At 44.2% G+C, this 13,893-nt stretch carries 13 protein-coding genes; 3 read left to right on the top strand and 10 right to left on the bottom strand.

Annotation, left to right across the window (positions count from 1 at the left end):
* Positions 1–201: 201 nt before the first annotated feature.
* A complete protein-coding gene (locus ACVBIU_RS12170) occupies positions 202–3,024 on the bottom strand; it encodes a hypothetical protein (protein WP_447163886.1) in 2,823 nt (940 codons plus the stop codon).
* A gap of 240 nt (positions 3,025–3,264) precedes the next feature.
* Positions 3,265–3,435 carry a DUF6435 family protein gene (locus ACVBIU_RS12165; protein WP_439267683.1) on the bottom strand — a complete coding sequence of 57 codons (171 nt, stop codon included), beginning with the start codon at positions 3,433–3,435 and terminating at the stop codon, positions 3,265–3,267.
* Between the two features lie 229 nt (positions 3,436–3,664).
* Here ACVBIU_RS12165 and ACVBIU_RS12160 point away from each other — a divergent pair, with 229 nt between their 5' ends.
* Positions 3,665–3,814: a helix-turn-helix domain-containing protein gene (locus ACVBIU_RS12160; protein ID WP_447163885.1), complete on the top strand. Its 150-nt coding sequence runs from the start codon at positions 3,665–3,667 to the stop codon at positions 3,812–3,814.
* A 256-nt stretch (positions 3,815–4,070) separates the two neighbouring features.
* Here the strand turns inward: ACVBIU_RS12160 and ACVBIU_RS12155 are convergent, their stop codons facing one another.
* Positions 4,071–5,048 (bottom strand): transposase, encoded by a 978-nt coding sequence (locus ACVBIU_RS12155; protein WP_447163884.1) that lies wholly within the window; start codon positions 5,046–5,048, stop codon positions 4,071–4,073.
* Between the two features lie 256 nt (positions 5,049–5,304).
* Between ACVBIU_RS12155 and ACVBIU_RS12150 the strand changes: the two genes are divergently transcribed.
* Together ACVBIU_RS12150 and ACVBIU_RS12145 are read left to right on the top strand one after the other, a co-directional pair.
* Positions 5,305–5,664 carry a hypothetical protein gene (locus tag ACVBIU_RS12150; RefSeq protein ID WP_447163883.1) on the top strand — a complete coding sequence of 120 codons (360 nt, stop codon included), beginning with the start codon at positions 5,305–5,307 and terminating at the stop codon, positions 5,662–5,664.
* Positions 5,665–5,716: 52 nt separating this feature from the next.
* The gene (locus ACVBIU_RS12145) at positions 5,717–6,181 is read left to right on the top strand and encodes a hypothetical protein (protein ID WP_447163882.1); all 465 of its coding nucleotides are present in this window, start codon (positions 5,717–5,719) and stop codon (positions 6,179–6,181) included.
* A 400-nt stretch (positions 6,182–6,581) separates the two neighbouring features.
* On the opposite strand, the gene ACVBIU_RS12140 is transcribed toward ACVBIU_RS12145, so the two are convergent.
* From ACVBIU_RS12140 to ACVBIU_RS12110, 7 genes are all read right to left on the bottom strand, one after another.
* Positions 6,582–7,865, bottom strand: coding sequence for a winged helix-turn-helix domain-containing protein (locus ACVBIU_RS12140; protein WP_447163881.1), 1,284 nt, complete (start codon positions 7,863–7,865; stop codon positions 6,582–6,584).
* A 278-nt stretch (positions 7,866–8,143) separates the two neighbouring features.
* The gene (locus ACVBIU_RS12135) at positions 8,144–8,989 is read right to left on the bottom strand and encodes an ABC transporter permease (RefSeq protein ID WP_447160852.1); all 846 of its coding nucleotides are present in this window, start codon (positions 8,987–8,989) and stop codon (positions 8,144–8,146) included.
* A 1-nt stretch (position 8,990) separates the two neighbouring features.
* A complete protein-coding gene (locus tag ACVBIU_RS12130; RefSeq protein ID WP_447163897.1) occupies positions 8,991–9,899 on the bottom strand; it encodes an ABC transporter ATP-binding protein in 909 nt (302 codons plus the stop codon).
* Between the two features lie 59 nt (positions 9,900–9,958).
* A complete protein-coding gene (gene nosD, locus ACVBIU_RS12125; RefSeq protein ID WP_447163880.1) occupies positions 9,959–11,275 on the bottom strand; it encodes a nitrous oxide reductase family maturation protein NosD in 1,317 nt (438 codons plus the stop codon).
* A 57-nt stretch (positions 11,276–11,332) separates the two neighbouring features.
* Positions 11,333–11,821, bottom strand: coding sequence for a nitrous oxide reductase accessory protein NosL (locus ACVBIU_RS12120; protein ID WP_447160850.1), 489 nt, complete (start codon positions 11,819–11,821; stop codon positions 11,333–11,335).
* Between the two features lie 359 nt (positions 11,822–12,180).
* On the bottom strand, positions 12,181–13,128 hold the full coding sequence (gene nrfD / locus ACVBIU_RS12115; RefSeq protein WP_447163879.1) for an NrfD/PsrC family molybdoenzyme membrane anchor subunit: 948 nt from the start codon (positions 13,126–13,128) through the stop codon (positions 12,181–12,183).
* A 2-nt stretch (positions 13,129–13,130) separates the two neighbouring features.
* Positions 13,131–13,838, bottom strand: coding sequence for a 4Fe-4S dicluster domain-containing protein (locus tag ACVBIU_RS12110; RefSeq protein WP_447160848.1), 708 nt, complete (start codon positions 13,836–13,838; stop codon positions 13,131–13,133).
* Between the last annotated feature and the right edge of the window lie 55 nt (positions 13,839–13,893).

Genomic DNA, 13,893 nt, shown 5'->3' with positions numbered 1-13,893 from the left:
TAATTGGCTTAGATACGACGTGTAAAACCGTTATGAGCAATGAGCAATGAGTAATGAGCTTCTATTTTGAAAAATGTTTTCTATTTTGAAAAATGTTTTCTATTTTGAGCTTGTACTTTGAACTTGCACTTTAAACTTGCACTTTTACTTTGCAAAAAGGAGTAAGGGTGGCAGCAACACAGCCACCCAGTTCTATTGCTGTTAAGTTCGGTTACCAAACAGCTTATTAGCCAACTGCTTCACAGCGCTGGAGCAATCTTGCAAAAAACCTTCTGTGGTGGCCTGTGGCAATGTTCCAGCCCCTTGCAGCATCGCAAGTAATTGTCCCCGCTCATTAGCCGTCAACCAATTCTGCATATCCGGCAAGCGGTTTTCTGCCGCTAATCTGCATACAAACGCCTGTTGCTCATAGCCTTCATGCACGGCGAAATACACCAAAGATGCCTCTGGTACGCCGGCGTTATCAAGCCAGTTGAGTACCCAGCTTTGTTTGGCGATATCGAGCGCATCGCCCATCTCACTGTCTCGGTGACGCTCATTGCCAACTTCACAATGGCTCCAGCGCTCTGCCATTTGCAGCTCACCACGTTGAATAAGACAGGCAACATAGGCGCTCTCTACTGAACTCCTTCCTAGCCAATGTAAGCCACGCTTACCTAGTTGCGCTAAAAACAGCGCTAGGCGCTGCGCCATTTCGCTTGGTAGCATCCAGATAAAATCAGCCGGCCCGAGTTTACTGCGGTGCATTGGGTATGGGTTCCAGCCCTGCAGTTTTGGCATTTTTAACGCCTCTGGGCTCAACGTCTCTAATCCCTCACCGCTGGCAAGATAGGCCATCAGTTTGTCATACAGAGTTTGCGCACTCGCGTCATCGAAATCCTCTTTTAAGGTATTGAGCAAGGCGGTCTCAAACATGGGGACTATCGGCAGCGGCATATCTGGGTTGATAGCATTAATATGCTGTAAAAACTCCAGCACTTGATCTTCACGGCAGTACTCAAGCTGCTGCAATAAGGCCTCGAATTGCAGCCACTGCTGACGCCCTATCATAGAGGTATCAGCTGGTTCTAACTCTGCATATTGCGCGACCTTGCTAGCATAACGCAGGGCAAAGCGGGGATCGGCAGGACGATAGTCAGCGACTTGTTGATCTACCATCAAAGTAAAGGCTTCAAGCATGGCATCTGTTACACCGTGTTGCTGCAATAAATCGAATAAACCGGCCTCGGCATCTTGAGCATCAATCGCCGCGTAAAGCGAATAATCGGCCTTAAACTTCACAATGCGATTTATCACTCGCTGGGGCGCTAGCGACAGCCAGAGTTGCCAATGTCTTTTAGCTAACAGCACAACCTGACTAGAGGGATCGAGCTGACTCGTTTCAGCCTGATTTTGCTTACTTGCGCTTTGTAAAAACAAGGTGGTTAACATGCAGCGCTGACCCGCATCATGGGTAAACAGGGTCCAATAAGCCGCTTGTTTAGCGCTGATTTCAGGCCCTGACTTACCCCCATCTTTTGCCATACCTGCGCGCACAATCTCGATCATTTCTGCGTCAATACTCTCTGTATTGTCAGCTTGAGAGTCAGCTCCAGAAACTGCTTCAAACTCAGCACAGCAAAGCCACTGATGCAGTGCCTCGCTAGCCTCTTCTGGTACTTCGCAATACTTAAGGACAAAGTCAGTGAGTAGCTTACTTAAGTGCTGCTCAAGCCATTGCTCAATTGCTGTACGCTCGGCAAGACTGGGGTTATTAAGCAACCGTAGCGCAAGATAAGTACTACTCCCCAGATGCAACGGCATATAAGGTAAGGCTTCAATGATTTCTTGGCCGTCACGATAGCCAAGCTCATCACTGAGACGTTCAAGTCGATTTTGGCTGATTAAATCTGTTCTTGGGTTCAAGCAGGTAAAGAATCTACGCCCAGTTGCTTCATCCCACTCGATTGCTTCAACTTCTGGATCTGCTGCAGTATCAATCTCTTGCTCAGCCTCAGCGGGCTGCATCCAAGCTTGATAAACGTTATCAACGCCATTGCGCTGCGCTTCGGCTATAGCAAAAAAATCCGATTCGCTGCGGGTTTCAGTAAGGCTTGCCGCTAAGGCGATAATCTCATCTTCAACCTTAGCGCCACAAATAAGCTGTTGTTTAACCTTGTCTTGCCATTCCTCTTTTGAGAATTCAGCCTCGTCTTCAAGCTGCCAGCGATCGCATCCCACAGGCCAAGCGCCCATGCTGTCGTAATACTCAAACAGCATCTGCGTCAGCGAGTTCGTTGCGTCCGCAAGCGCTAAAATAGGACTGGTTTGCAGTCGCGCTAAAAGCTCGTTTTTAAAATAGCGATAATCGTCAGGATTGGATTGTAGGTGCGACAATAAGTCTGGTTGCACCGCATCCGCTTCTTCAGACGACGTCTCTGCATAAAAATAACTGCGTACCTCAGCACTATCGCACCAGACATAAGCCTTGATCAGGTCTTGCGTCCAGCCATGCTTAGCAACTAAACCAGCAAGCAAGTACAGCGGTGCCGCCATGGTTTGCGTATCCCAGTAAGGCACCAGAAAACGAGCGAGCATCGGGCTATAACTAACCTCGGTTGCAATCAGCATATACAAGGCTTCGATACCGAATGCGTTGTAATCATCTATCCAAAGATCGTTAGAGTCATTGCGACTGCGGGAAAACGCCACCAAAGCTGTAACCGTTTCAACCACCGCAGGCATAAGTTCTGGGAAATTCAATGCAGCGCCAAACAGCACAGGTTCACTGATGTAGGCCTGTTTTTCCTCAAAACGACAGGTATTAATGGCCTGCTCTACCAAGGCGCGATTATCTCCTGCATCCTCGATAGTCAGTGCACTGCCATCAGGCTTAACAAACTGCACATTGAGCAACAGATTCATGGTTAAGCGAAACGCCGAACCGTCTGCTAAACGCTGACGATACTCGGCTAATGCATTGGTAATACTCTCGGGGGAACTTGGATCGACAACAATAGAAACAGACTTATCAAACTGGGCCATACTGCATCCTTGGCGGTGGAATCAAATTAGAAAACAAATAGATAAAGCGACAGCAGGTTATCTTGCATAGCAATAAAATGCGAATCAAGTTGTAAAGAGGTGCGGCGGCGTCACATATCAGCGCGCCTGAAGCCTAAGTTAGTCTAGGTATAACAACTAACGTCTTGAGTCTCCTGATCATATTCGGTAGCTCAGATTAGCATTAGCATTTTACTGCCGATATTGAGGAATGGTCGAGCTCTATGAAATTTTGAGATTTGATAGTTGTTTATCTATTTCACCCGCTTCTGCCGTCAGTAGCGAGTAAGTTCTAATATCGCCTTTCCTCTGCGCAAGCATCGCTTGCTCAAGCTTAGCAAAATACAGCTTTTTAAGTTTCTTGGCAGGATCTCGTTTAAATATTGAAAACATTGGTTACCCCATTAACTCTCGTGTTTGGTCTGCAGCTTAGACAGGCAATTGCTTTAGCACTTACCGGACGATTTTCTTTGTCAAAAGCTATACGTCAAAGAGGTAAGAAAGGATTAACTTAGCAGTTAAAATAAACATTTAGATTACGGTGTTTACCACATAGCTAAAACAGCCACGTTCAACCTAGAAGTGCACCACCTATACTTTTTTAAAAGATTAGGAGGGGATTATGGGACAGCAATATAACCACTTAACAGAGTGGGAACGTAAAAGGTTATTTGAGTGGTATCACTACCAAAAGAAGTCCATGCGCGAAATAGGAAGGCTATTAGATCGCTCACACTCAACAATTAGTCGTGAGATGATGATTTTAAGCTAAGCTGATTTTAAGCTAAGCCATCCATTATTAATCAACTGATTTTAAGCTAAGCCATCCATTATTAATCAACAATATAACCGTTATAACGAAATCTTTCTCAAACTATAAACATGAGGTGTAGCATTATTTGATGGCAGGCAAATAATTTAGTGATTAACTGAATAAAACTGAGGGGTTTAGAGTAAATAAGCTAAAAAACGAGCGTGGAAAGCCAACCGAACTAGAACGGTATAACGAGTAATTTGTTTAGAAGTTCTTAGCCGACTTGTAGATGGTGACAGCTATTAGCGAAGTGCCGTCGTCGCTTATCTAAATGTTCGCAATAATGAGTTAGCTCCTGCAACGAGCCAACAGGGCCATGAAACAGCTTGCCAAACTCGGTGGTGACTTTTATCCAGTTATCGCTTGGAATATTGAGTCTATTCAATATCTTTTCTGCACTATGAGAAATGGCTCCTCGCTTGTCATCACGAATGATTCGGCCTGTTTCATCTACAAGTGTTAGATAATCTTGAAGAGAGAAGTTGATACCTTTGGTTTGGTGTTGTCTCTCGTTACCGATAAACGGCAGTAACTTAGCAGACTGCTTACCTTTTAGAGCCGCATTAACTCTTAATTGTAAGCTGGTGTAGTCCGACTTTTCAGGTGTTTTGACCATCTTAGCTCTAATAGGATTAAGCTCTACATAAGCCATACAGGCGAGCACTGCAGCTTCATCCAGTAATGCTTGGCTCTTGAATCGCCCCTCCCAGAAATGACCTGTACAGTTGTCTTCATAATTAGCTTGCCTTGCAATTGGTTCATTAAGGCACCTCATAAACCAGCTGATATCACAGAGGCGTGAGCGGTATGTCGCTATCAGGTGCTTGAGTGTAGCAACCATACATTCTTCTATCACATCACCTTTAGCAAACTTCTGAGTTAAATCAGTACCATTAAACAGTTTGTGCCACTGTTCAACTACTTCTCTATCTGACCAACGATTAACGGATTCTAAGTCGATATAAAGCACTACATGCAGATGGTTACTCATCACAGCATAGGCTGCTACATCAATTGCAAATACTTCTGTTAACTTGAGTATTTGTTCCTCTACCCAACCACGCCGATGATCATAGTTTTTGCCTGTGTACTTATCATCACCACATAAGAAAGCCCGTCGAACCACCCGACTGCAGCAATGATAATAAGGCGTGTCTTCAAGACTAATTAGCGTACTTCTAGCGCGGGGCATAATCACCTCCTACTTCAGCAATAACTAAAGCTTAGTAAGAGGTCTACAAACATGCCATTAACGATGGGTGTCTATGATGGGGCTAAGAGGCCTACAAACATGCCATTAACGATGGTGTCTATGATGGGGCTCTACGCAAGAGTAACATATCTCATATAAAACCTTTCTTTTTTTAAAAATACTTATTGACCATACCACCAAAAGAAACCTATTATATACACAAGGTTAACTACAGTCATAAAATAAGAGACATTAAATGAATAACTTAGAGATTCACTATACACCCTCACCAGCTCTTACTCAGCTAGCAAAAACTTTTGAGGCTGAACTTCTTTGGGACTTTTTATGTTCCCCAGAAAATCAAATACGAATGGAAACAGCAACGTTTTTGCGAAAGCCTGCACTTGAGCCTTTATCACCTTATTTACGAGAAAAATTTGAATTTTTTCGTGTTGAATCGGCTGAAAAAGCAACTTTTGACAGATTCAAACAGTTAGCAGGTAGTATGACTAAACAGGTAATGAAAGAGTTGGGATATGAGCTTGAAAAAAACTCTGTGACTGTATTGAATGGGGGCGTTTTTAAAACTGCTTCACGATATAAGTCTATTAAATAAAACATTTACGCTAATAATATAAATGATTTTTTTGTCAAAAAAGGACAAATTCATGAGTGGTATCATTTGGACATTAGAAACACTAAAAACAATTGAACAACTAGACTACCTATGGAAAGTGATAGAAAACTCAAGTGAAGACGAATTGAACGCTGTGTATTTCGGAACAAAAGGAGAAGGATATGCTCCCAATTACCTAATTAAATATGTAAATGGGACAAAAAAAGCCTTTAAAGGACTTAGTCACAAAGAGGATTCTATTGATGAGTATAACTCCAACAATCTTTCCGAAGAGGCATTTTCTTTATCCGACTTAAAGCTAGTATTTGATCAACAAAGTAAATCCTCCTATTCAGCAGTTAAATTAATGAGTGAGTACTGGAAAGAGAACAAAAATCTATTTTTACTTACAAAACCTGTTTCTGAATATAGAGATAAAATTATAGCTCTATCAACGTCAGGAGTACCAATTGATAAAGCCTTTAAGTTAATCATAAGTACTCATACTACTGAATGATATAGATAATCAATTAAGCAACTCTTGAATATAAAAAGTATTCTTCTCAAACCTTTGACTACACCAACAGAAAACACCATTTCCCCATCGAAGTTGCCGAAGTGCGTTGATGAAATAGTCGTGATGCCCACATGGATGTGGGCGTAGCTTTCGCGGGGCAGGATGCCCCATCGGAAGCGTTAGACTATTTCGAATAAGCATGAGGAAGACAACTTCGTTAGGCGCGGCTCGGGAGATGCAAGAGGGGGAAGCTGTTGTCCCCCTTTTGCCCGAGTGTGAGCTGGAAGCTCACGACCTTTATCAAGAGTGACGCAGTCCCATAATGCTAACTGTTAGACGCAGTCTAACTTATAAGTCAGGCGCAGCCTGATGCCTCACAAAACTTGACCTCGATATCAAGTTAGATATCAAACCTCTCATAATGGTACCAAGCCGTAACTTGCCCAAACAACGGAATGATCCACACCGCCGTCTTGTGATCTTGATGAATTCGAATGAAATACAACTCTTCATCCTTAATATCGCGCTTTCTCAAATCGCGATAAAAACGCACCGCCGAGTCATTAAGTTTATCTGGCTTAATCAAGTCTTTCTGCTCGACCTTAACCTGGAATATATCAGCCTTAAGGCCGCCAATCATGCCTGAATATTGCTTAAACTTGCCTCGCACCTTGTACTTAATCGGTGTAGTTAAGCAATCTTGGTCGGTAATACAGGTCGAAGAGTAAAACTCACCAGTATCAGCTGAATCATAGATCAGTGACATATTAATATCGGCGCGGATTAGCAGCTCATCTTTAACCGGAAAATATACATCCGCTTGGTAGTTATGCTCTAAAAAAGCGCCGCTAGTATCAGTGCTCTCAGGCAACATAACCCGGTTATAGCGAATACGTTGCTCCATGGCGCTCGACAGATCTACAAATTTTTGCAGGTTTAATTCTGCAGGTTCGGAGTCGACCGACGTGATGTTAATTAGGCCCTTACCCGCGCATTGTTCTTTATCATTACCCGGACAAAGTGCCATCGAATAGTTGGCACCATCGGTGGCTGCGAAAGCATTAAAATCATCATGACAAGTTAAAAAACTGGTGTCTGGCAGTAAGTGCTTTTCCCACATAAATGGATGCAGATGCGGCGCATTATCTTTATATAACAGCTGAGCACTGCCCTTTAAGCCGCCCACCTGCAACTCAAATTGCTCATTGCTACTCCAGCGTGACAGGTTCTGCTTTACCTTGTGATAATCACTGAAGTACCAGGCAAGAATAATTAACAGCAACGCGATTACGATGCCTGAAATTTTAACCAGTAAAGACACATCGAAAAATGCGGCGCGCATCGATTCAGCATCATTGACTGCTAGCATCTTCACATGGGATTGGGTCGATATATGCAATTGATAACCACGACGAGCAATGGTTTTTAATTGGATCTCACGATAACCATCGAGCTTTTTACGCAAGGTGCTAATACATTGAGTTAACGAGGTCACCGCCACTACGCGATCGGGCCAGCCAGCGCTAAGAAGCTCTTCTTTTGAGCAAACGGGATTTGAAGACAATAACAGGCGGTGTAGTACAGCAGATTCTGAGAAAGTTAAACCGACCGTCTTACCGCTCACATGATCAACTAACTGGTTCGCTTCTGTATCTAACTCCAAATAAGGAGTAATTTTCAACACAATGTACCTCTACTACTTATCAGGAGTAATTGATAGATATAAATATTTCGACTCGCGAAGTTTACAGTTAACTACTTAAGCGGAATGTGATTATTGGCTCAAATTAGTCGAGGTAAGTAAGCCAATAGTCGCTAACGCTCACAAATTTAGCGCTTAGCTAACTTACCTCTTTAGATATATACCCAAGTAACTTCAAGATGCTCGATTCAGCAAGTCGAGAAGTAACAGAGTTCAAGGCATGAAATTGATGGGCTAGTTATTCAGAGGCTTTAATCCCATTAAAGCGGCTTACGCTTGAAGATTTGATGCGAAAGCCCCGTCAATGACACTATCCACAATAGCAATAGTGCGTACATGCTAGGTAAACCCCAATCGGTTGTCGCTATCATGGCTAAACTGCCGCTGGCACTGCTTCCATCAATCGCGACTAGGTTAATCGCTCGATAAAGATCCGTCGGGCTCATGGCAATGAGGGTGTTGATGACATATTGGTTCGCGAATGAAAAGTCTGACACTAAAATAGTCAGTAGTAACAGATCATAGATAAGGACAAATAAAAACCAAATTAGCAGTAAACCGCCAATCGCCTTGGCTTTTTCGGTGCTTTTAAGGCTGACAATATAGCTGATTAAAATAAAGGTCAGTGCTAACAGGTTGCTACTTATTAAGAACTGCACAAAGGCGCTGATTAGATCCCCCTTGTGGTAATGGTCGCCTAACAGCATTAATAGTACCGCCGTTAAACCAAAAGCAGCGCCAGTGGCAACAAACATCACCGTCACATGGCCGAGCAACTTACCAAATAGAATTTGCATCCGCGTGAGTGGGTAGGAAAGTAGCAACAATAAGGTACCGGACTCGTCCTCACCAACAAAGCTGTCATAGCTGAGCAATATCGCTGCCAATGGAATAATAAAGACCGAAATGGTCGATAAGCTGGTCATCAAACTATTGAGCTCTGGAAGATACAAACTTCCCGTCACCGCACTACCAGCAAAGCTGACACTTAAAGACAAGACTAAAAACATGCTGCCCATAAAAGCAAGCCAACGATTGCGCGAACTGTCGCAGATCTCTTTATAGGCGATAATGAGGATCGGCGAGGTAAGTTTATTGATATACATGTTATGACTGCTCTGCTGCGGAGCGTAAAGACTGCCCCATTAAATCGTGATAAATGTCTTCAAGCCGTGGCTCTTTAATTTCAAAATTAAATATTTGGCATTGCGAGACTAAGTGCTTAATGATGTCGGCTTTGTGCTCAGCGTTAAAACGCAGTAAACCGTCTTGATAATATTGCTGCAGATAAGCATTGCTCTTCACTCTGTCATTCAGCTCACTGAAGTTGATACTGCTTTTTAAGCCGCTATTCATACTCAGCTGGGCACATGTCCCTATCGCTTGACACTTGCCCTTGGCCATGATCAATGCGGTATCAAGATGAGATTCCACTAACGACAGTTCGTGGGTCGAAATCACCACCGCGCAACCCGTTTGCTTTAACTGATTTATTTTGCCGTATAGGAACTGCGACGCTTGCGGGTCTAACCCCACCGTTGGCTCATCAAGTAATAATATTTTAGGCTCTGATAAAATGGCCTGCGCCACACCTAGGCGCTGTTTCATACCTTTTGAGTAAGTTTTTAGCTGGCGGTGCTGGGCATATTCAAGGCCAAATTCTTCAAACAACGACTCGACGCGAGCCATGCCAATGCCCTTTAGTGCCGCAAAGTAACATAGGACTTCACGGCCGCTGAGTTTGTCATAGAAGCTAACATCCTCAGGCAGGTAACCTAAGTTAACGTTATGCTTTCGATGGTTTGACTGAGCTGCTTGGCCCATGATACTAACCGCGCCACTGGTAGGGGGAATCAAACCAAGAATGATTTTTATCAGACTCGATTTACCCGCACCGTTATGGCCTAACAGCGCCATAGTTTGCCCGGCCTTAACGTCAAAGCTGACATGACTTAATGCGGTGAACTCATGATATTTTAGGCTAACATCGGTTAGTTTTATCGAAGGGGGAAGCATTATGCTCTCTGTCTTATCTTGTTCAATTGGCAAATTAACTGCGCTGCAGTGACCCATGGTTATTGCTCCATGTGAGGCGTTAATAATGGAAAGCTGTCTACGATGCCTGTTGCTGGACCAAACTCAAATTGACCTTGTACCCAGCGAAGCACTGCAACAACAGGGCTATTCATTAAGAATCGCGCTTCAGGATAGAGCCAAAACAGTTTGTCGAGATTGTCGTTAGGGCGGTATGGTTTATCGGCAATGCCATCATGGTTAGTATCCCAGCCCATATGGCCACCCCAATAGTTACCCTGCCCTTCATGGCTCCACTCTAACAGCGAGTCGCCGACATATTTAACTTGTATATTATTATTCACAAACTGGTTGCCATAGACTTTATTGCCTTCGCCGCCCATGGCCATATAGATGCCGATATCGTTGTTTGCAAACAGGTTATGGGTCACTTCGTTGTCGCGAGCACCGTAAATAAAGATCCCTTTACCTTCGTTACCTAGCTCAGGCGTTCCTTGTGGGTTGTGAGCTAACGACGCGCGGTTATTAGTCACAATGCAGTAATTGCTGATATTGAGCAGCACACCAAAATCAATCGCATTCGAGACCTGGTTTTGATGCAGATTAACAAACTTTGAACTCATGATGGCGTAACCACCGTCAACGTTATTAACCTCGTTGCCATAGGCCTCATCATGTTGGGTATACATGTAGTGAATACCGTATTGCTGCGAGTGAAAACGGTTATCGAACACTAGGCTATTGGTACTGGTTTCGAGGTAAACTCCGTCTCTCACATAGGAAATTTTGTTGTCATGTACCACTGGTGAGTCGACCCCTTTTAGGTAAACACCGTCACCTCGGTCGAGTTTGTACAACTCTGGGTTGCCTGAAATCATATTATTTGCCACCGTAATATGATTTGAGTTTTCTGAGTAAATGCCAAAGCCATCGCCATTGAGACGGCTTGATTCGATTCGTACATGATTAGCGTTATCTTGCACAAAAACACCAGAGTCACGCTCGTACAGATCGGCGCCCCAATTTTGGATCTGCACATTAGAGATGTGTACATTTGAGCTAAAGATCCCCAGAGCCGTGCCACGGTGCTCTGCATCAATAATCGCGCCCAGCTCACCCGTAAGATGAATAGGCTGATGGATCTCAAACTGGCCTAGGTAAGTGCCCGCTTTAAGTAAAACGGTGTCACCCGCAGCCACGCTTTTTAGTCGCTGAGTTAGCATTTCAGCATTGGCGACCGAATACGTGGCAGCAACACTGCCAGGGCTAGCAAGTGCTGCAAACCATACGTTTATCAGGAGGCATTTAGCACAGCGATGTAATCGCTTTAACATTCGCTTTTGGGTGACTGCTTTCATAATTAACTTCAAAAAGTAAGTAAACACTTACCTGTGACTCTAAATAAAGCGGATGATTTACTCGCCCGCTAATAACTGGATATCAATCTTGTCGTAAGGCAATACAGCCCCACCAAACTCTTTGGCAAAGTTGACCGCATCTGCCTGGTGCTTAAAGCTGGCTACAGCTGGACCCATCACGGCTTTTTTTATCGTACCGTATACATACCAGGCCGTTTTCGCGTCGGTAAAGCTGCTATCTTGTGGTTTTTCCCAGTCGGTGTTGCCAGCATCATGGACAAATAGCGCTTCAATTTGACGTTTATTTTCGCTCTGTAAGGCAAAGTTAAACATGTCGCGAGTCGAGCAGAACTTAGGCACGATTGTTTGGCCTTTAAGGTGGACTTGGCCTTTGGGTCCTGGGTATTTGGTGATCATCATGCCGCACAGGTGGCAGCGGTCATGTTCATGGATCGCCTCTGCAGTATATTGGGTTGCATCCGCGCTACTTTCGCTGCACGCACTGAGTAGAGGTAAAAGAAATAGTAAACAGATTAACTTTTTCATGATATTTCCAAATCACTGTGCTTTCAGGCTACCCCTTCAATTGCCTTGCAGGGGCGACATCAAAGGGCTAGCTTACTCACAGCTAGTCTAATTTATGGCTGTAATAATGAAGCGAATAGATCACTAAGCACCCATAGGGAAAGCGCTCAAAGACTTGCGGCTTCTTTACCACAACCACTACGACTAACATTATTTGTATTGAGTTAGGGGTCACTCACTCCCGCGCTAAGCTAAGCACTAAAGGCTCAGCTCAAGCGCACTGAAGAGTCAGTGACCGCAAACTCGCTACTCACTTTCGTCTATAAAATCGAGGCACCTGTTAAGTCGGGGAAACTTATACGGCTATCGAATTCATTCGACTAGATGGCATTTAGCTGACCTGCGTAAATAACAAACATACGCAGACACATCATGCCAACTACTGCACACATGCCTGACATGTAAAACGCTTTAGCTGAATGACTAAAGGCCTTACCTGTGGCGAAGTTAAGCAATAGAGGACCCACAAAACCGATACCCACAACACCAATCCAGAACACGTTCGCCCAGATACCGGTATGGAAACCAGCAAATGCAGCTTGTGCACCTTCATTACCTGTAGCCAAAGACATGATAATCATGAATAGGAACAGAGCTTCGGCTGCCATAACTGGCCATTCAAAGCCATGCAATGTGTGCATGTCTTTGCTGTGTAAGTCTTCTTTGAATACTGATACTGCAATCATTTTGGCAGCAGCGGCACCCGCAGAAAGGCCTGACGCAACAAATAGCGCTGGCAATACTGAAGTATTGATTATTGGGAAACGGATTAGTGCAGAGATCAAGAAGCCGGTGTAAGCACACACTGACATAGCAAGTAGCAGGACTAGCTTTTCAGATGGTGCGCGAATACCGCGTAACTTGTCGATGATTGGTAGTAAGAAGTTCAAAGGCTTGTAGGCTTTGATCTCTTCTTCCATCGCAAACAAGGTCACTAACGCGACTAGCGGAATATAGGCAGATAGTGCAATAACACCCACTGACATCACTGAGTTTAGGTTGTAGAACACCAAGATTCGCCAGAAAAACAGCGGATTGGTTAAGTCTAAAACCAAGCACAGCATACCTAGTGCAATCGTGACTAAAGAAACTAAAGATGCCGCCTTTAAGAAAGGCGTGTTTTCAGTTTGTTTTTTATAGAAACGAATGAACAGAGCAACCGATAGTGCGCCGCCAGAGATACCAGCAAAGAACAGGTAAACCGCAATTGGCCAAGGCCACGCGATGCCTTGTGACAGGCCCATGGTAAATTCAATATTACCGTCCATGACTATACTCCTAACTTCACAATAGGGATGTAGCGCAAGCTAGGTTCAGTACCGAAGCCCGGCTTAATACGTACCGAGTCCTTCACTGCTAATAACTTACTCACATATGAAGTTGGGTCGTTTGCATCACCAAAAATCAACGCATCGTAACGGCACTGCTGCACACAAGCAGGTAGCTCGCCAATGGCAAGTTTGCTGTTTAGACAGAAGTCACAGTTATCGGCTACGTCAGTTTCTTTGTTGATAAAACGTGCGTCATACGGGCAAGCACCAATACAGTACTTACAGCCAGCACATTTAGACGCGTCCATAGTCACAATGCCTGTCTTCTCGTCGCGGTGAGCCGCGCCAGTTGGACAAACAGTGACGCAAGGTGCGTTCTTACATTGCTGACATGAAACACGGACAAACTTACGCTGACAACCACAGTCATTTGTTTTGCCACAGTGTGGACAAGGCTGACCTTCAACGGCGCTCGATTGCTCTTCCATTAACAGGCGAGATTTACCTTCAGGTAAGTGGTTAGCTTTGTTACAAGCATCCTTACACTCACCGCAACCAACACATTTGTTTTGGTCGAAAACCATAACGTAGTGAGGCTTGTTGGTATCTTCCTTGTCTTTGACCGAGCTACACCCTAGCGGTGCCAATATCAAAGAGCTGGCTCCTAGACCTTTCAGGAACCTCCGTCTCTCTAGATTTTCACTCACAGCATCCTCCGATTATCGGTTTAACACCGACACGTAATTTTTATATTTAATATTT

The organism is Shewanella sp. 30m-14 (assembly GCF_052977125.1).
Note: the sequence above shows the minus strand (reverse complement) of the source record. Positions and strands in the feature narration are given on the sequence as shown.